16 protein-coding genes and 1 tRNA gene are annotated in these 20,217 nt (G+C 46.1%); 10 read left to right on the plus strand and 7 right to left on the minus strand.

Translation table 11 applies throughout. From position 1 onward, the window contains the following. The first annotated feature begins 1 nt into the window (after window position 1). From zds to D0A34_16575, 6 genes are all read left to right on the plus strand, one after another. A complete protein-coding gene (gene zds / locus D0A34_16550; protein UNU20267.1) occupies window positions 2–1,438 on the plus strand; it encodes a 9,9'-di-cis-zeta-carotene desaturase in 1,437 nt (478 codons plus the stop codon). Between the two features lie 176 nt (window positions 1,439–1,614). Further along, on the plus strand, window positions 1,615–2,061 hold the full coding sequence (locus D0A34_16555; protein ID UNU20268.1) for a hypothetical protein: 447 nt from the start codon (window positions 1,615–1,617) through the stop codon (window positions 2,059–2,061). 259 nt (window positions 2,062–2,320) lie between these two features. Continuing rightward, window positions 2,321–4,312 carry a serine/threonine protein kinase gene (locus tag D0A34_16560; GenBank protein ID UNU20269.1) on the plus strand — a complete coding sequence of 664 codons (1,992 nt, stop codon included), beginning with the start codon at window positions 2,321–2,323 and terminating at the stop codon, window positions 4,310–4,312. An 86-nt stretch (window positions 4,313–4,398) separates the two neighbouring features. Next, a tRNA-Val gene (locus D0A34_16565) sits at window positions 4,399–4,472 on the plus strand. A 163-nt stretch (window positions 4,473–4,635) separates the two neighbouring features. Continuing rightward, window positions 4,636–5,244, plus strand: coding sequence for a Uma2 family endonuclease (locus D0A34_16570; protein ID UNU20270.1), 609 nt, complete (start codon window positions 4,636–4,638; stop codon window positions 5,242–5,244). A 535-nt stretch (window positions 5,245–5,779) separates the two neighbouring features. After that, a complete protein-coding gene (locus D0A34_16575) occupies window positions 5,780–9,328 on the plus strand; it encodes a PAS domain S-box protein (protein UNU20271.1) in 3,549 nt (1,182 codons plus the stop codon). 796 nt (window positions 9,329–10,124) lie between these two features. On the opposite strand, the gene D0A34_16580 is transcribed toward D0A34_16575, so the two are convergent. Then, window positions 10,125–10,352, minus strand: coding sequence for a hypothetical protein (locus tag D0A34_16580; protein UNU20272.1), 228 nt, complete (start codon window positions 10,350–10,352; stop codon window positions 10,125–10,127). Continuing rightward, the gene (locus D0A34_16585) at window positions 10,294–11,292 is read right to left on the minus strand and encodes a hypothetical protein (protein ID UNU20273.1); all 999 of its coding nucleotides are present in this window, start codon (window positions 11,290–11,292) and stop codon (window positions 10,294–10,296) included. The genes D0A34_16580 and D0A34_16585 overlap by 59 nt, the downstream gene beginning before the upstream one ends. A 367-nt stretch (window positions 11,293–11,659) precedes the next feature. Here D0A34_16585 and D0A34_16590 point away from each other — a divergent pair, with 367 nt between their 5' ends. Further along, window positions 11,660–11,926 (plus strand): XRE family transcriptional regulator, encoded by a 267-nt coding sequence (locus tag D0A34_16590; GenBank protein UNU22334.1) that lies wholly within the window; start codon window positions 11,660–11,662, stop codon window positions 11,924–11,926. A 141-nt stretch (window positions 11,927–12,067) separates the two neighbouring features. Here D0A34_16590 and D0A34_16595 read toward each other — a convergent pair whose 3' ends face one another. The 3 genes from D0A34_16595 to D0A34_16605 all read right to left on the minus strand — a co-directional run bounded on the left by D0A34_16595 (window position 12,068) and on the right by D0A34_16605 (window position 14,033). Then, window positions 12,068–12,733: a sulfotransferase family protein gene (locus tag D0A34_16595; GenBank protein UNU20274.1), complete on the minus strand. Its 666-nt coding sequence runs from the start codon at window positions 12,731–12,733 to the stop codon at window positions 12,068–12,070. A gap of 316 nt (window positions 12,734–13,049) precedes the next feature. Then, the gene (locus D0A34_16600; GenBank protein UNU20275.1) at window positions 13,050–13,463 is read right to left on the minus strand and encodes an aminoacyl-tRNA hydrolase; all 414 of its coding nucleotides are present in this window, start codon (window positions 13,461–13,463) and stop codon (window positions 13,050–13,052) included. Window positions 13,464–13,535: 72 nt separating this feature from the next. Beyond that, window positions 13,536–14,033: a restriction endonuclease gene (locus D0A34_16605; protein UNU20276.1), complete on the minus strand. Its 498-nt coding sequence runs from the start codon at window positions 14,031–14,033 to the stop codon at window positions 13,536–13,538. Window positions 14,034–14,313: 280 nt separating this feature from the next. Here D0A34_16605 and D0A34_16610 point away from each other — a divergent pair, with 280 nt between their 5' ends. Together D0A34_16610 and D0A34_16615 are read left to right on the plus strand one after the other, a co-directional pair. After that, complete coding sequence (locus D0A34_16610; GenBank protein UNU20277.1) at window positions 14,314–14,625, plus strand: NAD-dependent epimerase/dehydratase family protein; 312 nt, start codon at window positions 14,314–14,316, stop codon at window positions 14,623–14,625. Window positions 14,626–15,604: 979 nt separating this feature from the next. Beyond that, a complete protein-coding gene (locus D0A34_16615; GenBank protein UNU20278.1) occupies window positions 15,605–17,083 on the plus strand; it encodes an alpha-amylase in 1,479 nt (492 codons plus the stop codon). 100 nt (window positions 17,084–17,183) lie between these two features. Here the strand turns inward: D0A34_16615 and gnd are convergent, their stop codons facing one another. Further along, the gene (gene gnd, locus D0A34_16620) at window positions 17,184–18,638 is read right to left on the minus strand and encodes a decarboxylating NADP(+)-dependent phosphogluconate dehydrogenase (protein UNU20279.1); all 1,455 of its coding nucleotides are present in this window, start codon (window positions 18,636–18,638) and stop codon (window positions 17,184–17,186) included. A gap of 293 nt (window positions 18,639–18,931) precedes the next feature. On the opposite strand from gnd, the gene D0A34_16625 reads away from it, so the two are divergent. Then, complete coding sequence (locus D0A34_16625) at window positions 18,932–19,354, plus strand: hypothetical protein (GenBank protein ID UNU20280.1); 423 nt, start codon at window positions 18,932–18,934, stop codon at window positions 19,352–19,354. Between the two features lie 213 nt (window positions 19,355–19,567). On the opposite strand, the gene D0A34_16630 is transcribed toward D0A34_16625, so the two are convergent. Beyond that, a complete protein-coding gene (locus D0A34_16630) occupies window positions 19,568–20,164 on the minus strand; it encodes a Uma2 family endonuclease (protein UNU20281.1) in 597 nt (198 codons plus the stop codon). Window positions 20,165–20,217 lie beyond the last annotated feature (53 nt).

Here is a 20,217-nt window from a genome sequence, read left to right on the forward strand (position 1 = left end):
AATGCGGGTTGCGATCGCAGGTGCGGGACTGGCTGGAATGACCACAGCAGTCGATTTAGTGGAGGCTGGCCACCAAGTAGAAATTTTTGAATCCCGCCCCTTTGTCGGCGGCAAAGTCGGCAGTTGGGTAGATCCCGACGGCAATCACGTTGAAATGGGTTTGCACGTCTTCTTCGGCTGTTATTATAACTTATTTGCCCTGATGAAAAAAGTGGGAGCATTTGACGATTTGCTCCTCAAAGAACACGTCCACACTTTTATCAATCGAGGCGGCGAAACTGGTTCTTTAGATTTTCGCTTTCCCGTGGGTGCTCCTTTGCACGGTTTGAAGGCGTTTTTCACGACATCTCAGCTATCCGTACAAGACAAAATTCAAAATGCGATCGCCCTGGGAACTAGCCCGATCGTCCGAGGTTTGATAGACTTTGACGGGGCAATGAAAACTATCCGCGATTTGGATAAAATTAGCTTCGCTGACTGGTTCCGCAGCCAAGGTGGCAACCAAAACTCGCTCAAAAGAATGTGGAATCCGATCGCCTACGCACTGGGTTTTATCGACACTGAAAATATTTCAGCCCGGTGTATGTTGACAATCTTTCAATTTTTTGCCTCAAAAACCGAAGCCTCTGTCATGCGGATGCTGGCTGGTTCTCCCAACGAATATTTGCACAAACCCATTGTGGAATATTTGGAAAAAAAAGGAGCAAAAATTTACACGCGGCGCAGAGTCCGAGAAATTCAGTTTGAAGAAGGCGAAGAAACCCGCGTAACAGGCTTGCTAGTAGCTAACGGCGAAACAGAAGAAAATATTACCGCAGACGCTTACGTGTTCGCCTGCGACGTGCCCGGAATTCAGAAAATATTGCCCCCAGCTTGGCGCAAATGGTCAGAGTTTGACAACATTTATAAATTAGATGCGGTGCCGGTGGCTACAGTACAATTGCGGTTCGACGGTTGGGTAACGGAACTGGAAGACGAAGCCAAGCGCAAACAGTTGAGCCACGCTGTAGGAATCGATAATTTGCTATATTCAGCAGATGCAGATTTTTCTTGTTTTGCAGATTTGGCGCTGACAAGTCCCAAAGATTATTATCAAGAAGGACAAGGTTCGCTGCTGCAGTTGGTGCTGACACCGGGAGATCCGTTTATTAAACAAAGCAATGAGGCGATCGCCCAACACGTACTTAAGCAAGTTCAGGATTTATTCCCGTCAGCGCGGGAATTAAACATGACTTGGTACAGTGTAGTGAAGCTCGCTCAATCTTTGTATCGCGAAGCACCGGGGATGGATGTTTTCCGCCCTGCTCAAAAAACTCCGATCGCCAATTTCTTTCTAGCAGGAAGTTACACTCAGCAAGACTACATTGATAGCATGGAAGGAGCGACACTTTCAGGCCATCAAGCGGCTAAGGCAATTCTCGAAGCTTACAGTCATTAGTCATTAGTCGTCTCTCGTTTTTTCTGGTTCCCAGGCTATGCCTGGGAATGCCTATCAGGAGGCTCCGCCTCCAGTATTTAGACAGAAAACGCGAGGCAGAGCAAGAGTGAAATGCGTTACCAGGCTCTGCCTGGTAACCAGAAATCTAAAATCTAAAATCTAAAATCTAAAATCGCATGACTGATTGGTTAGAACACAGCGTCCAAATAGAAGTAGCAATTCCCATCGAATTAGCGTGGCAACTCTGGTCAGACTTAGAGCAAATGCCGCGCTGGATGAAGTGGATAGAATCAGTTCGCATTCTCGAAGACAACCCAGAATTGTCGCGCTGGAAACTCGCAACTGGCGGGTTAGAATTTAGCTGGCTTTCTCGGATTCTCAAAGTAGTGCCGAATCAGATAATTCAGTGGGAATCGGTAGACGGTTTGCCAAATCGGGGTGCGATAAGATTTTACGATCGCAAAAGCAGCAGCATTGTCAAAATGACGGTAGCTTATGGAGTTCCCGGCTGGCTGGCAAAATTGATGGACAATTCATTTCTAGCGCGAGTAGTTGAATCGACTCTTATGGCAGACTTGGAAAGGTTTAAAGAGTATGCTCTGAAAGTTAAGGCGACTTCTTAAATTATGAGGATTAAAGTCATAACTACTAACCAGTTTGTAGTAAGGACTTCAGTCCTTTAATTTCTAATTTAGGACTTAGGCACCCGAACAAAGAAACCGGGTTTTTGAACCGAGATTGAAAGTTTTAAGCAAATATTTTGGTTAAAAACCAGGTTTCTGGTCGCCCGTGCGTCCAAGACTATAATTGTAACGCGAGAGTCGATCGTCCTTTGGCGTCAGTATCATAGAGATGTGCTGCTGATTCCTTCTCGGTTCAGTTATGAGTTACTGCCTAAACCCCGCTTGTCAAAACCCGCAAAATGCCGATCGTACCCAATTCTGCCTGAATTGCGGCTCCAAACTGTTGCTGAGAGAGCGTTACCGCGCCATCAAACCCCTGGGGCGCGGCGGTTTTGGTCGCACTTTTTTAGCAGTAGACGAAGACAAACCCTCAAAACCGCGCTGTGCAATTAAACAGTTTTTCCCGCTATCCCAAGGTACCAGCAGCAGCGAAAAAGCAGCAGAATTATTCAACCGAGAAGCGGTGCGGCTGGACGAATTGGGGAAACACCCGCAAATTCCCGAACTGCTGGCGCACTTTCAGCAGGAACGCTATCAGTATTTGGTACAGGAATTTATAGAAGGTCAGAATTTACAGGAAGAGTTGGCGCGGACTGGGCCTTTCAGCGAAAGTCAGATTCTGAGTCTGCTGAAGGATTTATTGCCAGTATTGCAGTTCGTGCACGATCGCAGTGTAATTCACCGAGATATTAAACCCCCCAACATTATCCGGCGCCGCATTTCTAAAACTCCCATCATTTATACTTACCCAGCATTAACCGGCGAATTAGTTTTAGTTGATTTTGGCGCGGCAAAAGTTGTGGAGGGTTTGAGAGAAACCGGTACAGTCATCGGTTCTCCCGAATTTGTGGCGCCGGAACAAATTAGAGGTCAAGCGGTTTATGCCAGCGATTTGTACAGTTTGGGAGTAACTTGCATTTATTTGCTAACTCAAATATCTCCTTTTGAGTTGTTTGATATTAATCAAGATGTTTGGGTTTGGCGAGACTTTTTGAAGGTTCAAATTGATCCGAAATTAAGTCGCATCCTCGACAAAATGATCGAATCGAGTCTCAGTCGGCGCTACAAATCTGTAGCTGAGGTATTGAAAGATTTGCAGCCGCAGCAGTCGGCAGCACAGGTTGCGACTCCGGCGGCCCCTGCTATTTCCATGCCGCAGAGGACGCCAGTGGTGCAGAATGCAGTGCCGCCAACGCTTGCAGGCACAATCATACCTGTGCCGCCGATGCAGCGGGTTGTACCCGCACGCGCGCCTACTTGGAGGTGTGTTCATACTCTGGTAGGGCATTCTAATGCTGTCACGTCGGTAGTTTTCAGTCCTGATGGCGCGATTTTAGCTAGCGGCAGTGAGGACAAGACGATTGAGATGTGGAAGTTGGATGCGGGTAAGCGGTGGTACACTCTCACGGGTCATTCTGAGTGGGTGACTTGTGTAGCGTTTAGTCCTGATGGCGCGAGTTTGGCTAGTGGCGGCCGGGACAAAATGATTCATATTTGGGATTTGAATAAGGGTAAGTGGTGGTACGCTTTGGCTGGTCATTCTGACAGGGTTTCTGCTGTGGCGTTTAGTCGGGATGGTCAGGTTTTGGCTAGCGGCAGTCGCGACAAAACTGTGCAGTTGTGGAATTTGAATAAGGGAAGGCGGATGTCGGCTTTGACGGGTCACGCTGGCGGGGTGGAGGCGGTGGCTTTTAGTGCTGGCGGGGAGTTTTTGGCTAGTGCCAGTCGGGACAAGACTGTGCAGTTGTGGGATTGGCAAAAGGGTCGATCGATTTGTACTTTAGCAGAGCACGGGGATTGGGTGCGGGCGATCGTTTTTGCGACCCCCCCCAGCCCCCCCTTGGTAAGGGGGGGAGTAGGAGAAGGATTGATTTTGGCGACGGGGAGTCGGGATGGTACGGCGAAGCTGTGGCGGGTGGATGCACAGGGGCGAGGGACGCTGTTGCGGAGTATGAGGGACAATTCTGGGGATGTTTTGTGTCTGGCGTTGAGTCCGGATGGTCGGGTTTTGGCGACGGGGAGTCGGGATGGGACGATTTATTTGTGGGATGCGGGTACGGGGGGTTTGCTGGAAATTCTGACGGGCCACAGGGGGGAGGTTTTGTCGGTGGCGTTTAGTGCTGATGGGAGGAGTTTGGCTAGCGGTGCGGGCGATCGAACTGTGAAGATTTGGCGGGGGATTGGCCATTAGGGGCGATGTCAAGAGTGTCCGCTTAAAAAATCTCATATTTATGCTTGACAGGCGATCGAATGTTCTGCTACATTAGGAATTCGTGAGGACGCATAGCTCAGTTGGTTAGAGCACTACGTTGACATCGTAGGGGTCACTGGTTCGAGTCCAGTTGTGTCCATGAATTTCCATCATTTATAAATCCAAAGTTTTAGGTTTGCCCTCCTACCCAGAGTCTGGTCTTTAGCTAGACAATTAACCTATTAGTTAGATAATTAATTTAAAAATCTGACGCACCCTACTGAATCAGAATCAAATGATATTAGAGCATGGGAGACTTTACCATGACTCAAGCGATATCGAAGTTAATGAGTTTTGATGAATTTCAGGAAGGAAAACCCGAAAACGGACGCTATGAATTACATAACGGAGTTATGGTTGAAATGCCATATCCAACTGGTAAACATTCAGCGAGCGCGGGTTTTCAAGCGATAGAGTTGGGTTTAGAAATCAGGCGATTACAACTTCCTTACTTTATTCCGAAAGAATGTACAATTAAATTTAACGATAACTCTGGCTACGCTCCAGATGTGATTGTATTAGATAAACAAGCCGTAGAAGCCAATGAGTCTCTATGGGAAAGAGAATCAGTTATTACTCATGGAAATTGGGTCAAATTAGTGATTGAAGTGGTCAGCACAAATTGGCGCGATGATTATGCACATAAAATGATTGATTATGAAGCATTAAGCATTCCTGAATATTGGATTGTAGATTATTTGGGTTTAGGGGGTAGCCGTTATATTGGTTATCCGAAAGAGCCTACTTTATCGGTTTATCAGTTAGTAGATGGTGAGTATCAAATTAAGCTGTTTCGGGGAGATGAAAGAATTGAATCAGTGGTGTTTCCCCAGTTGAATTTGACCGCTAAGCAAATTTTTAACGCTGGATAAGTGCTGAGGCGATCGCATAGCTAAGTTGGTCAGAGCACTACAATGCCATTGTAGGGGTCACTTGTTAGAGTCCAGTTTTGTCCATAGCTAAAACCCGCCCACAAAGCGGGTTTTGTTTTTTCTACAACCAAACTGGTAGATTTGGCATTATCAATTAGGAATGACAGAATATGTCTAGGGCAGAGATTTAGTACAGTCGCCACGTTTTGTCGAGGCTGTTGCTGGGCCGTTGCGTAGTTTGCATGAGTTCGCTGTTAAAGAAACGCTAGCCCGATTCTCGTCGGCACTATTCCCATCCGTGAACAAAGCGCAAGCAAGCAGAACAAGAAAGAGAACAACTGTTAGAATGCGATCGCCTTGCAGAGTCCCAAGCAGAAGCCGCTAACCGGATTCAAGACGAGTTTTTAGCGGTGCTGTCCCATGAGGGGCGATCGCCCGTGTGCTTAAACACTGAATGACTTAGGTTTTGGGCATATTATATTTTGATTCCCTAACAATAACTGGCATAATAGGTAAATAGGCAGGACTAACCGCAATGAAAGTAGAACGTACACACTCCTTGAATGATGGACAAGAGCTTACTGTAAATTTTCCTCAAGAGCTATGTACGGACTGCCAAGCACTCGAAGCACGACGATTTGCGGTGATAGTCGATCACATGGCTGAGGCTTTTATTTCTATTAATTCAGAGTGGCGCTGCACCTATGTCAACCATAAAGCAGAGCAGCTTTTAACCAGGAAGCGGCAACACCTGATAGGCAAAAATATATGGACTATATTTTCGGTCGATCTTACCTCTGAGCTATATAAGTATTGTCATCGAGCGATCGTAACGCCAACGGCGATCGAGTTTGAAGAACACTACCCCTCACTCAACAAGTGGTTAAAAATTCGCCTCATCAAGAGTGAAGATGGCTTACTTATTTACTTCCAAGACACGACTCAAACATCTCAACTCGATCGACAATTGAAAGCCGAAATTACAAAGTGCCAGCAGGTGGAAGCGACCCTTCAGAAAGAACAGGACTTTTTGAAGGCAATCCTAAACAACGTTCAAGCTGGCATTGTCGCTTGCGATGCAGATGGCATATTGACGGTATTTAACCAAGCAGCTAAAGATTTCCATGGGGTACCTCAGCAGCCACTTCCACCGGCTCAATGGGCTCAGTATTATAATTTGTATTTGCCCGACGGCAAAACACCCATGAATACAGAGGATATTCCCCTGTTCCAGGCCTTGCAAGGACACAACGTTCGTGATTTGGAAATGATGATTGTTCCGCAGCAGGGAACGCCGCGAATGCTGTTAGCAACTGGACAGGCGATTATTGCCGCCAACGGCGAAAAACAAGGTGCTGTTGTCGTGATGCACGACATTACACAACGCAAGCAGGCAGAAACTGCTCTGCGTGAGGGTGAAGCGCAATTATCCAGCATCTTCCAAACTATTCCTGATGGCATCACTATTTTAGATTCTACCGGACAGATTATTGCCGCAAATAGGGCAGCAGAGAGGATTTTAAGATTAACTAGCAGCGACATTGTGGAGCGAGGCTATAAAGATCCATCCTGGTTCATTACAACCGTGGAGGGTCATCCTTTCCCAGAAGATGAACTGCCGTTTGCGAGGGTTATGCAAACAGGTCAGGCTATTTATGGCATTGAACATGCCATTAACCATGCCGATGGCACCCGCACGATTCTCTCGATCAATGCTTCCCCTTTGTTTGACGCAGAAGAACAAATTATCAATATCATTGCTGCTTTCAGCGACATTACTGAACGCAAGCAAACCGAAGACGAACGAGTACAGCTTGTTCAAGAACAGGCAGCCCGTGCTTTAGCAGAGGTTTCTCAGGAAAAATCAGCATTTTTAGCCCAAGTGAGTGCTGTCCTTTCCTCTTCGCTAGAGTATGAACAAACTCTCCAAAGCGTTGCAAAGCTGGCAGTTCCTTATTTTGCAGATTGGTGTAGTGTTGATTTGCTAAATGACGATCGCACAATCAGTCGTGTTGCAGTTGCTCATTCAGATCCCGAAAAAGTGAAGTTGGGCTGGGAGTTGGCTCAACGCTTTCCCAGACATCTCGATGATGGGTATGGCATTACTAAAGTCATGCAAACAGGACAGGTTGAAATTGGGATTGAGATTACAGATGAACAGTTAGTTGCCACAGTGCCGAATGGTGAATACCTGGAAATCTTACGTGGAGTTGGGTTAAAGTCCTGCATCATTGCACCGCTACAGGCACGCGGGCGCGTGTTGGGTAGCATTACCTTTGTGTTTACTGAATCCGATCGCCGCTATCGCCTGGAAGACATTGGCCTGGCTGAAGATTTGGCTCAGCGAGCAGCGATCGCCATTGATAACGCTCGTCTCTATAATGAAACACAACAAGCGAAATTAGCCGCCGAACTCGCTGCAAACCGGACGGCTCGACTGCTGGCGGTGATGACAGCTTTGTCTGAATCCCTAACTTCGGCTCAAGTGGCTCAGGTGATTATTGAACAGGGAATGTCCGCACTGGGAGCAAGTTCTGGTTTGCTTGCGGTATTAAACCAGGATGCAAGCGAACTGGAGATTATTCAAGCCATTGGCTATGAGCACGTAGGAGACTTTCAGCGCAGTTTTTCACTTCATGCACCCTATCCTCTGGCAGAAGCTGTGCGAAGTGGGCAACCTGTTTGGGTAGAAACTATTGAAAACCGAATTGCCCGTTATCCTCATTTAGCCCAAGCTTATGCCAAGGCTGGTTCAGAAGCCTGGATTTCAGTGCCATTGTTGATTGAAGGACAAGCCGTTGGTGGGCTATCGCTGAGTTTTTCGACCCTTCCCCGACTTTCCGAGAGCGATCGCGCTTTTGTTTTGGCACTGGCACAGCAGTCGGCGCAGTCGATCGACCGAGCACGGCTCTACGAGTCAGAATCGCAAGCACGGACACAAGCAGAAGCAGCTAACCGAATTAAAGATGAGTTCTTAGCTGTCTTGTCGCACGAATTGCGAACTCCGTTGAATCCGATTCTGGGTTGGACTCGACTGCTGCGAAGGGGAACCCTGGATTCTGGCAAGACGGCGGTAGCTCTCGAAACGATTGAACGCAATACCCAGTTGCAAGTTCAACTGATTGAGGATTTGCTGGATATTTCTCGCATTCTGCAAGGCAAGCTGAGTTTGAACTCTACTCCTATTAATTTGAAAACAACTCTTAAAGCTGCGCTCGAAACAGTTAGTTTAGCCGCCGAAGCGAAAAACATTCAAATTCAAACTCACCTAGAACCCAATGTCGGCGATGTATTAGGAGATGCTACCCGATTGCAACAGGTTGTCTGGAATTTGCTCACCAATGCCATTAAGTTCACCCCAACAGGAGGTCGAGTTGAAGTTGAGCTAAAAAGGATTGATTCCTATGCTCAAATTCAAGTCAGGGATACAGGGAAAGGGATTAAGCCAGAATTTATTCCCTATGTATTTGACACATTTCGACAAGCCGATAGCAGTATTACGAGAACATTTGGTGGGTTAGGGCTGGGATTAGCGATCGTGCGTCACGTCGTTGAGCTACATGGTGGAATTGTCAAAGCCGAAAGTTTTGGAGAAGGACAGGGAGCAACATTTACTGTCACACTTCCCTTATTAGCCAGAAGCAATGATGCAAACAGTGACCCCAACGATAATCTATCACTCAAAGCTCACACTTCACCCTTGGCTAGATTATGTATCCTGGCCGTCGATGACGAAGTAGACAATTTAGAGTTAGTTCAATGTATTTTGGAGCAAGCGGGAGCCACAGTGATCTCTGTATCTTCAGCAACGGATGCGCTACAAAAGCTCAATGAATCTAAGCCAGATGTTTTGATTGCTGATATTGGGATGCCACAAATGGATGGCTATATGTTGATTCGTCAAGTGAGACAACTATCCACACAGGAGGGAGGAGAGATTCCCGCGATCGCCCTCACAGCGTATGCAGGTGAGGCAAATCAGCAGCAAGCACTAGCAGCCGGATTTCAAAAGCATCTTCCCAAGCCTGTTGAGCCTGAAACGTTAGTGGAGACAATTGAGAAATTGCTTCATCAAATAGAGTAATATTAATTCCGGTTGCACTCCTCATAATTGTTGGCTGTTGGCTGTTAACTGTCAGTCGAAAAACTGAAGGAGATAAATTCCGGTTGCATCGGAATAGTCCAATCCAGTCAGCAGTCAACAATCACGGATGGATGGTGCAACAGGAATTGATAGAATTCATCTGCGTTAATCTGTGTTTATCTGCCCTCATCTGCGGTAAAAAAAAGAGAATGTATTAACCACAGATGACAAGGGATTGACGCGGATTAACGCAGATGAAGAGAAGAGAGAGAGGAATAATTTCGATGCTAACAGATTTAATATGATGGTTGAGTGTTGATTGTTGACTCGATTTTACGCCCGACTATGAAGCGCAAATTTAATATAAGGCAGAGTATTAGAGAGAGTGGAAATTAAGATTCAGCTAGCTCGGTACAAGGATTTCAAGTTGATTATTGGAGATGTCTTTTGAGTATAGTCTGGGAAGAAAATGTCACGAATTGAGGGCTAGCCTAATGCTGCTGGGCTTAGATGTATGAATAGGCTCTGCTAAGGCATTGCTCCCCAAACCCCATAATAATATATCTTTGACACCAGCCCAGGGCCCACAACGCGGGAAATTTTAACTTGGCCCCACAGTTGGGAAATTCCGATCGCAATCGCAACTAATGTCGATCGCCCCCCTGCATCCCCAAATCATCTCAAATCCAGTTCACCACTCCACCAGCCTACCAGTCCCTTCCGGGACACGGCTGCCATGCCGTGTCCTCACCCGCAGCAAGACTTGAGACGCCTTGGGGAAAAATCCCCTGATAACTTACCTGCGACAGCCTTGGGCGATCGCCCTCAACACCGCTAGCCGCACTTCTGGATGAGATTTTTCAAGCCCGTTAGCCCGGAAAATCCAGTGTCCGCCGCCCGCGTGCTCGATCGCAATCTTCTGTCCGTCAGGCAAAACTATTTGCCACCAATTCAACACTGTGGCTTTAATAAGGTGGCACTGAATTTCGTTCAGTTGAACCTCCATTAATTTCAGTTGACGCATGATTGGATTTTGGGCAGATGACTTCATGATTTTTCTCATTAAATGAATTCGACTGTTTCTCGGCTTTGATTTCACTTTGCCGATTTTTGAACTTAACTTCACCTTCCGAAGTTTTTGCCTTAACTTCCCTTTCCGAAGTTTTCGCCTTCACTTCCCTTTTACCACCTTTAGGGCCAACTTTGACTCCAAAACCTTTAGACTTAACTTTTCCTGGGGCAGAAGTTGAAGTCTGTTCCGTTGCCGGCTTCTTAAACTCCGCGTCTAATTGGTCTAAAATCTCCTCTTGTTCGGGAGTATGTTCCGCTGGCTGCTCTAAATTTCTGGGATTGTATTCGCCAACCAACCTTGCCAAAAATTCCGAAATTGACAGTCCGGCTGCGGCTGCTTTTTTGGTTAAAAGGGCGTAGGTGTCGGTTTTAATGCGAATTTGTTTGAGCCGGAGGTTGGGATTGTTGTCAACTGTTTCGGCAATAGTTACTGCGGTAATCCTTTCTTTGGGAATGACATCGACAACTTCTTGCCACTTTTCCTGTAAACGACAGTCGCCATATTGGTCGGTAATTGCGTGTTTGAACAAAGGAACAACTTGAGCGACGCAGCTAGGCAAAATCTCAAATCCGGCTTTAATTAAGCGCAGGCAAATGCCAGCAGCTTTGATAATTTGTCTGCAGTAAAAATACTGCCGACCTAATGCTTGTTCGCAGTAAGTTTTAAAAGTTTTGAACTTGTCTTTGTACAATCGCAGTTTTCGGATCGCGTCCAGCATGATTCCTTGACGCACGTAGTCTAGGAATCCCCTTTTAATTTCGCCTGTCAGGTAGTCTAAATCGTGAAAGGGAGATTGATTCTGGATTTCTTCTTCAAAGTCTAGCAGCGGGCCTGCAAAGTGAAAGTTGGAGGCGACATCGCCTAGGTAGAAGTTGTCAATTGATGTGGACATGATCTGGAATGGTTCGAGAAAGGGCACGATAGCACGGAAGTTGTGCGATCGCAAAGGAGAAGTTTTGGTCGGGATCTTTGATACAATTTTGAGTTGTGTTGTCCTGTGAGGTCGATCGACCTTTTACATGGCATCACCTCCTCGGCGTTGAGGAAAAGAGGCTTGAGCTATGCGCCCCAGCCGTAAAAATACACTTGGGTATGCAGGCACAATTGATAGACACGAAAAATCAGGCGGTTCTTCAAACCTGCATTTTGACGAAACGAGACTCGCTGAGCCGCCCTTTGTCATGTCACCTTTGTCTCATTATGAGATGTCAATTTAATTTTGTCAAGCATGACATCTCAATATGAGATTTTACGATCCAATGTCATCAAGAAAAGAACGAAGACAGGAGGGCAATTCACCATTGGAAGCCCTAAGAATCCACAAAACCGACTTATCACAAGATGAGTTCGCTTTTAAATGTGGGATTCCCCGCGCCACCTATCACAGATGGATATCTGGAGCAACAGAGCCCAAATTTTCTCTCGAACAGTTGAAAGCAATTTGCCGAGAACTACAAATAGAAAAAATAGATGAACTTCCAGAGAGCTTTGGCCCGAAGAAGCAATCAAACCAAACCAACAGTTAAAAAATTACTGCTGATACAATTTTGAGTCAGGCTGCAAGGTCGATCGACCTTAACCCGACCAGGATCGAACCTACCCTTGGAAGGGGGGGGAGAGGTAGATTGTAATAATGATTAATCTTTAATTGGGCAGGAACTTCAATGCTAGTAAAGCTCTTTTGATGCCTGTTGAAATGTGGCGCGATCGTTGAGATGTGGAAAAGGCTTGTCAGGAGGAACAGATACGCCAAGGAAGTGACACAAGGGTTCCCAACCCTCCTTCACTTGGTAAACTAACAGGCGCTCTGGTGGAACCAAACGTTTGACTTCTTCAATGTGTTGATTGAAAATTCCGATCGCGTAGGGTTTATCCTCAAATTTCCCTTGAAAATCCTTCACCCAAACATCTTTATCTGCCATGCGGAAGATGCGAACTAGATTCCGCAGCTTTGGAGAAAATGGGAGCGATAAAGCCATCTTTAGCTTCTTCCAGCCTTTTGGCCCTGCTTGGTAGATTGTTTTCAAGGTACTCTCATACCAACTATCTGCATCTCGAATACTCAACAGAACTTTAGCATCAGGATAGTGCTGCATAAGTTGACTATAGTAACGATAACCTGGGTAATCTACTATTGCTTGGTAGCCATCAAACAAAGCATCCCAATTGACAGGTTTTCCCTGACTGGCATCCTCCCAGAACTTTACATCAGAAGGGTGTGTTAGAAGTTCTACCATGTGGTAGCATTTACTAAAACCGAGTTCTTCTAAAGCAGCTTTGATAGATAGCGTTCCCGTTCGTCCAAAACCTGCACCAATCACCTTAATTGCCATAAATTCCTCAATATTCTGCTTCCATTAAAAGTCGAAGCCCACTGCCTCAATTGTAGATCAGGCGATCGCGCAACAGTTCTGGTACTAGGGTATAGATTTTCCCCCCTAGGTGTAGCGACCTGCAATACTAAACGCTCTGTCCCTGCAATGCTGCGATTTTTGAGGATGGATTAATTGCAACTGAAATTACTGTTCAGCCAGGATTAACTGCAACACAAACCCAGGGCTAACTGCAAATGAGCCTGCAATCATCCATTTCGACCGGAATTAACTGCAACTGATCGATGTCTAGAGGGTGACAAGGATCTTTCATCGCTCAATCCGTGACTTTCCCTCTCAGAGCTTTAATCTGCCCTCGCTTGGTTTTGCTGTCGAGACGCTTGCGCTGGGAACTACGAGTTGCTTTGCTGGGTTTGCGCCTTTTCGGTATGACGATCGCACTTTTAATGAGTTCTTGCAGCCGTCTCAAAGCCTCCTCCCGGTTTTGTTCCTGGCTGCGGTGTTCCTGGGCCTTGATGACAATCACACCTTCGGAGGTGATGCGCTGGTCGTTGATTTGCAACAAACGCTGCTTGTAGCGATCGGGCAATGAGGAAGCTGGGATATCAAAGCGCAAGTGAATCGCACTCGCCACCTTATTTACATTTTGCCCCCCCGCGCCTTGAGAGCGAATGGCACTAATCTCGATTTCGCGATCGTCCAGGAACACTGTATTAGAAATTTGTAGCATGATTCATCAGTGAGATTAAAGATACTGGGAAAGCAGTGCATCTTTTATATATAACTTACTTTGGTAGATCAATTATTTACACTTCTTAGCTGTCAGGATGAATTCGATGAGTCTTTTTCTATCCCATAACTCTATGTCGTTAGATTCAGCAAGGTTGTAAGCATTTTCTGTAAATCTGTTGTTGGTGATGACTCTTCCTTTATTCCCTTGGTAATGTCTGACGGCTCCTGCTACTTCTTGAACTGCTTTAATCCCAACTGGATTTTTGCTTCTTTTCGCTTGAACCACAGTTGTTGAGCCATCTTTGTATAAAATTAAATCCGCCCCATAATCTTGACTATCTTGAGTTAAAGTAACACCATACCCAAAGTTTCTAAAATGGACATCAAGAAATCTTTCAAACTCTTTTCCTGTCATTTCATCTACTTCCAAAATTCCACTGTCTAATAAACGTTTTTTTTCCTCTTCTTCTTTTTTCTTTTCTTCTTTCTCTTCTTCTTTCCATCTATCAACTACCGATTTCGCAATAGCAACGGCAACGGCAGCGCCTCCTACTATAAAAGGCCACATAAAATTACATTTATTTAAAAGGATTATTTATTATACCAGATTTCCTCAGTATAGTTATCTACGAAAATCACAAGCACATTGTGATCTTAATTACTGAGAAATTAAACATAAAATCCTCTTCTTTTAGATCCCCGACTTCTTTAATAAGCCGGGGATCTGGGTATTCTGTAGAAAAATTACCAGCAACTGATTTCCAAAATAACTACTTTTTCTATCAATAGAGGGTCGCGCCACTGCGGTCAGAAATAGTAAGCATATAGAAGACACGTTATCAAAATACATGACAGACACAAAGCTGAGCATTGTCATTACAGGCGCAGATACTGAACTCGGACAAGAAACCGTCCGGCAGTTTGTAGCGCCGGGACACAAAGTAACTGGATTGACGCAGGACAAAGATGGTGCAGCAACCGTGCGTTCCCACGGCGGAATCGCGGTAGAAACTGACCCATCCAATGCTGTTGAACTCAGGGATGCGATTCTGGTCGCCAATGCAGATGTGGTGGTGAACGTGACCCCGCAACTGGCAAATACGCTGCTAAGCGATGGGCAAGAGTTGTCACCCCTCAACAAGTGGTTTACAGAAGCTTAAATTACCAATTATTTCCCGCTAGCAATGTTCGGTTATCACGCTACTCAATCGCTAGTCAATCCATGAAAACCATTCTAAAATAAGTGTATAGGTTCGTTAATCTCTGAGATCCAAAAGCTTCTTCCCGGAAGGGAGGGATGAATTGGCGAAGGCTGAGAGCATGGCGCATATTTCTAGAGCGTTTGTTTATGTGGCTATTGAGCTACGGAAAAGGAAAACCCAGTCTCGCACTAACGAAAAAGGAGGAAAAAAGCTATGAAAAGAGTTATAGACAAAATTAAGCTAGTTCTCCCCAAGAGTAAATTAGTGTTAGTATACTCAATACTAGGCGGGTTCTTGGTCTTCGCCAACGCGTCCGGTCCAATCCTAAAACAGAATAGCCTGTAAGTAGGCCCACCTCAACAAACAGAATACCCAGAACCCCGAATTCTTAAAGAAGTCGGGGTTCTAACATATGGAGATGGAGATAGTTTTACTTTTAATTACGTTGATTTACTTAGTTTAGCCTTTTGCCAGATGACAACCCTTAACTGCTGAAACCAAAGTGGATTTGTTAAACCTTTCTACTACCGTTGGGGGCGACTCATTCCGCAAGCAGTTTGGGTGGACTCCACGCTATCCCAGCTACCGAGAGGGTTTGCAGCAAACGGTTGATAGGTGGGGATCGAGTGCTGGTTGAATTGTTTTGATTCCCGGTAATCTTTGCTTTGAACTTGAATAACTTGGACTTGGGCTTTTTGTGTGTACTCAAGTTCAAGTATTATTCAAACAGTCAGGCGATCGCTCTTTAACGACGAATATATTAAAAGCTATCTCGAAAAAAAACGTCAAGGGAGTTTAGATTAGAGAACTGTAACAAAACTTTAATCACACCCAAACCGTAGGTTTAGCCAAAATTAGCGGAGACAGTGACAATGGGCAAGGCTGTAGCCTAAGATCGGTTTAAATTGTCAGTATCATCTCAAGGCAAGGGTGCAAAATGGCAGATATCAACGGCACGATGATGCAATATTTCCACTGGTACATTCCCGATCGAGGAACCCTGTGGGATGAGGTGAAAAACCAAGCCAAAGAATTGGCGGATGCGGGTTTTACGGCACTGTGGTTGCCGCCTGCGTACAAAGGGCTTGCGGGGCAAAGCGACGTTGGATATGGGGTTTACGACTTATTTGATTTGGGAGAATTCGACCAAAAAGGTTCAATTCGCACCAAATATGGTACTAAGCAGCAATATTTGGATGCGATCGCAGCCCTGCACAAATCTCAGATCCAAGTCTATGCCGATGTAGTTATCAACCACAAAATGGGTGCAGATGCAGCAGAGATATTTAAGGCAACTCCTTATCCTCAAAACAATCGGCTAAATCCCAAAGGTGGATTGCAAGAAATCAAAAGCTACACTCATTTTAACTTTCCCGGACGCCAAGGTAAATATTCCCAATTTGAATGGCACTGGTGGCATTTTGACGCAGTAGACTACAACGAATACAATAAAGACGATCGCGGCACAGTCTATTTGGTAGAAGGGAGAATTTTTGATGACTATGTTGCCCTAGAAAATGGCAATTTTGCATATTTAATGGGGTGCGATCTGGATTTTCAGGATCAAGGGGTACGAGATGAAATTATACGCTGGGGTAAGTGGTATCTCGACACAACAGGTGCCGACGGTTTCCGTTTAGATGCAATCAAGCACATATCGTCTTGGTTTTTTCCGGAATGGTTAGATGAATTGGAGCGATATGTCGGCAAAGATTTGTTTGTTGTCGGTGAGTATTGGGCACCAAATATCGATATCCTGCACTGGTATGTCGGTTCAGTTAAGGGCAAAATGTCAGTTTTTGATGTGCCACTGCATTACAACTTTCATTACGCCAGCCAACAGGGCGGTAACTACGATATGCGGCGCATCTTAGACGGTACAATGATGCAGCAGCAACCGACTCATGCAGTAACGTTTGTCGAAAACCACGACTCCCAACCGCTGCAAGCACTTGAATCTGTGGTAGAACCCTGGTTTAAACCTCTTGCTTATGCGATTATTCTATTGCGAAAAGAAGGTTATCCCTGCGTTTTCTACCCGGATTATTACGGTGCAGAATATGAAGATTGGGGGCGTGATGGCAATCGGTATAAGATTGTTATGCCCTCTCATCGATCGCTAATTGACAAGTTTCTCCATGCTCGCAAACACTTCGCCTACGGCCCTCAATATGACTATTTCGATCATTGGAATACCATTGGCTGGACGAGATTGGGCAATCGGAAACATCCACAGGCAATGGCAGTAATTATGAGTGACGGGCCGGAGGGTTCCAAGTGGATGGAAGTTGGTAAACCTCATGCTAAGTTTGTGGATTTAACAGGGCATATTAAGGAACCTGTTTCTACTAACGAGTGGGGTTGGGGCGAGTTTCGCTGTCAAGGCGGTTCAGTATCCGTGTGGATTCAGGAATAAGATCGGTTGGCAGTAATCTCATGTTCTATCTGTAAGGTGCCCCGAAACGCACCCTACAAAAATTAATAAGGTGCGCCGAAACGCACCCTACAAAAATTAATTAATCACCACTACCAGTTTGCAGCGATTCTTGAGCAGTCTGCGTCCACTCAGAGTGGAAGAATTCGCCGCGCGGTTTGTCGGTGCGTTCGTAGGTGTGAGCCCCGAAATAATCACGCTGAGCTTGCGTGAGGTTTTGTGGCAATCGAGCGCGCCGGTAGCTGTCGAAATAGTCCAGCGAGGCGCTAAATGCCGGTACTGCAATCCCCAGTTGGCAAGCAGTAGCTAACACGTCTCGCCAAGCCGATTGGCGATCGAGAATGCTCTGTTTGAACTCGGGCGCTAACAGCAAATTCGGCAGCGTGGGATCGTCCTTAAAAGCTGTTTTAATCTTGTCCAAAAATCCAGCCCGAATGATACAGCCACCTTTCCAAATTCGGGAAATTTCGCTCAAACTCAAGTCGTAATTGTACGACTTCGACGCCGCGCTCAACAGCGCCATACCTTGCGCGTAGGAGCAAATCTTCGAGCAGTAAAGCGCATCCCGAACTTTGTTCACAAACTCTTTAGTATCGCCTTCGTACTTGCCGCTAGGCCCCGTCAGTTCTGCGGAAGCTCTGACGCGCTCGTCTTTGTAAGAAGACATGATTCTCGCATTCACAGCAGCGATAATTGTGGGAATGCTCACACCCAATTCCAAAGCACTCATTACAGTCCAGCGGCCCGTGCCTTTCTGACCGGCTGCGTCCATAATTACCTCAACTAAGGGTTGCTTAGTTTCCGGGTCGTTGTACTTGAAAATATTAGCCGTAATTTCAATCAAAAACGAGTTGAGTTCGTCTGTGGTATTCCATTCGGCAAAAACTTCCTGCAACTGCTGGCCCTCCAATCCGGCAACGTTTTTGAGCAAATCGTAGGCTTCAGCAATGAGCTGCATATCCCCGTACTCAATGCCGTTGTGAACCATTTTCACGTAGTGGCCGGCGCCACCAGGGCCGATGAAAGTGACGCAGGGGCCATCATCTACTTGAGCCGCAATTTTGATGAGAATTGGCTCTAGTAGGCCGTAAGCAGTGCGGGTGCCACCGGGCATCATGCTAGCACCGTTGAGCGCGCCTTCTTCGCCGCCACTGATGCCCATGCCGACAAATCCCAGTCCCATCGATTCTAAATCTTTGGTGCGGCGTTCGGTGTCGTCGTATAGCGAGTTGCCACCGTCAATAATCATGTCGCCCGGTGACAGCATGGGTTTGAGCTGGTCGATGACTGCATCTACGGGTTTCCCAGCTTGCACCATGACTAAGATTCTGCGCGGGGTTTCTAGGACATCGACGAATTCTGTCAGAGTCTTGGCGGCTACAATGTTCTTGCCGGGGGCGCGTTTGGCCATGAATTCGTCGGTTTTAGCTGCTGTGCGGTTGTATACAGCCACGGAGAAGCCTCTGCTTTCGACGTTGAGCGCGAGGTTTTCGCCCATCACTGCTAGACCGATTAAACCAAAATTTTGCTTTGTCATGCTAATAACCCGCTGGTTGTTCCCGCTTGAGGATAGATTTGCGAGAGAGGAAAGCGAGGCGGGGTGTAGCGCTTTCCGGTGGACTAAAAGTATTGGACAATAGACCTAGGAGGTTTAGGTTTATTTTTATATTCCCAGAATTGCTGTTTGGTAAATCAGTAGGGTTTTTTTAAGATTTAAGGGGTATTAATGACGCAGGCAGGTGATGATAAGGCAGGTATTATGTCGATCGCAGTAACGGTAGATACAAACAAGCGGACATTTTGAGGAAAATTGAGGAGACTGTTGTAACTATGGAAGATTTGCAGTATCTTGCGGCCTGGGTGAAGGAGCAACACGCTCGCGAGTATATTTTGACTTGGCTGCTGAGTCAACAGGGGCTGTGGTGGTCTGATGGGGATATTTATCAGGCCGTTTTGCAAAAGTCGGGAAAGCTTTTGAAAGCTTATGTTCAAAAAAGGCAAGCGGGAGAGTTATTTGAGGGAATTTCTGAGAAGTTGGTGGGAGATGATAATTGGGATGATTTGGTGCTGAGTTTAGGGCGAATTGTTGCTGTTTATCAAGAGGAATTGCTGAAGCTGCAAGAGCGCGATCGCCGGGGGGATGGGGTAAAAAAAAATTTGATTAGCCAACCGTTGGCTGGGGATGCTTTGTCGCTTTTGGAGGTGCAGCAAGCTTTGCCCGATCCTTATGCGGATACGCTGACGGGGAGATAATTTGCGATCGACTTTTCGGAGGCACAAGAATCTCAGAAACCCGGTTTCTTCCTATATCTCTCGTACTCAACCAAAATTTGTCGCCGAAACCCGGTTTCTCGCCACGCAGTGAATCCCAAAAACCGGGTTTCTTCCTATATCTCTCGTACTCAACCAAAATTTGTCGCAGAAACCCGGTTTCTCGCCAGCCAACTAAAGAAAATGGATCGAGATTCAAGGGTTGAGAATAGGTGTAATATCTAGAAGAAATCCGGGAAGGACATCTTCACCCGAAAGTGTAGGCGGTTGGTCAAAAGAGAAATTAATAACTTCTGCTACCTCTTCAGACAACCGATAAATTTCTACTAAAGGCGTTTGGGGGTCAATTAGCCAACCTAAGCGACAGCCGTTAGTTCGATAATACCGCATTTTAGCCCGCAATGTTTCTAGGGAATCACTTTGCGAGCGCAATTCTATTACAAAGTCCGGGCACAGGGGAGGAAATTTGCGCTTATCTTCTGCGGATAATGCTTCCCAGCGTTCTCGGAGTACCCAAGAAACATCGGGAGAACGCTTCGCACCGTTGGGTAATTGAAAGACGGTGGAAGAATCAAAGACTTTTCCTAATTGAGTCCGTTCATTCCACAAGCCGACTCGTAGGTTGAGATCGGAATTTCTGATGCCGCTTTCGCCGCCTGTTGGAGGCATAATAATTAGTTCTCCTTCGGGGGTTTGTTCTAATCGCCACTCTTCATTAGCGATGGACAATTGATAAAATTGTTCGTCGGTTAAAGCGACGGCGGCAGGTAGGTTGAGAGTTATAGTTTCCATCGTTGATATTATCGCCAACTAGGTTGGTTTTATTATAGCTCGCACTTTCTGAC

Origin of the sequence: Microcoleus vaginatus PCC 9802 (assembly GCA_022701275.1) — a bacterium.
GTDB lineage: Bacteria > Cyanobacteriota > Cyanobacteriia > Cyanobacteriales > Microcoleaceae > Microcoleus > Microcoleus vaginatus_A.

What these genes read in the sequence shown, in the direction of transcription:
- D0A34_16580 (UNU20272.1), bottom strand. Translation starts at nt 10,352, where the DNA reads ATGCGTCAACTGAAATTAATGGAGGTTCAACTGAACGAAATTCAGTGC.
- D0A34_16555 (UNU20268.1), top strand. Translation starts at nt 1,615, where the DNA reads ATGACTGATTGGTTAGAACACAGCGTCCAAATAGAAGTAGCAATTCCC.
- D0A34_16630 (UNU20281.1), bottom strand. Translation starts at nt 20,164, where the DNA reads ATGGAAACTATAACTCTCAACCTACCTGCCGCCGTCGCTTTAACCGAC.
- D0A34_16625 (UNU20280.1), top strand. Translation starts at nt 18,932, where the DNA reads ATGGAAGATTTGCAGTATCTTGCGGCCTGGGTGAAGGAGCAACACGCT.
- zds (UNU20267.1), top strand. Translation starts at nt 2, where the DNA reads ATGCGGGTTGCGATCGCAGGTGCGGGACTGGCTGGAATGACCACAGCA.
- D0A34_16575 (UNU20271.1), top strand. Translation starts at nt 5,780, where the DNA reads ATGAAAGTAGAACGTACACACTCCTTGAATGATGGACAAGAGCTTACT.
- D0A34_16560 (UNU20269.1), top strand. Translation starts at nt 2,321, where the DNA reads ATGAGTTACTGCCTAAACCCCGCTTGTCAAAACCCGCAAAATGCCGAT.
- D0A34_16605 (UNU20276.1), bottom strand. Translation starts at nt 14,033, where the DNA reads ATGTGGCCTTTTATAGTAGGAGGCGCTGCCGTTGCCGTTGCTATTGCG.
- gnd (UNU20279.1), bottom strand. Translation starts at nt 18,638, where the DNA reads ATGACAAAGCAAAATTTTGGTTTAATCGGTCTAGCAGTGATGGGCGAA.
- D0A34_16590 (UNU22334.1), top strand. Translation starts at nt 11,660, where the DNA reads ATGTCATCAAGAAAAGAACGAAGACAGGAGGGCAATTCACCATTGGAA.
- D0A34_16600 (UNU20275.1), bottom strand. Translation starts at nt 13,463, where the DNA reads ATGCTACAAATTTCTAATACAGTGTTCCTGGACGATCGCGAAATCGAG.
- D0A34_16570 (UNU20270.1), top strand. Translation starts at nt 4,636, where the DNA reads ATGACTCAAGCGATATCGAAGTTAATGAGTTTTGATGAATTTCAGGAA.
- D0A34_16585 (UNU20273.1), bottom strand. Translation starts at nt 11,292, where the DNA reads ATGTCCACATCAATTGACAACTTCTACCTAGGCGATGTCGCCTCCAAC.
- D0A34_16595 (UNU20274.1), bottom strand. Translation starts at nt 12,733, where the DNA reads ATGGCAATTAAGGTGATTGGTGCAGGTTTTGGACGAACGGGAACGCTA.
- D0A34_16615 (UNU20278.1), top strand. Translation starts at nt 15,605, where the DNA reads ATGGCAGATATCAACGGCACGATGATGCAATATTTCCACTGGTACATT.
- D0A34_16610 (UNU20277.1), top strand. Translation starts at nt 14,314, where the DNA reads ATGACAGACACAAAGCTGAGCATTGTCATTACAGGCGCAGATACTGAA.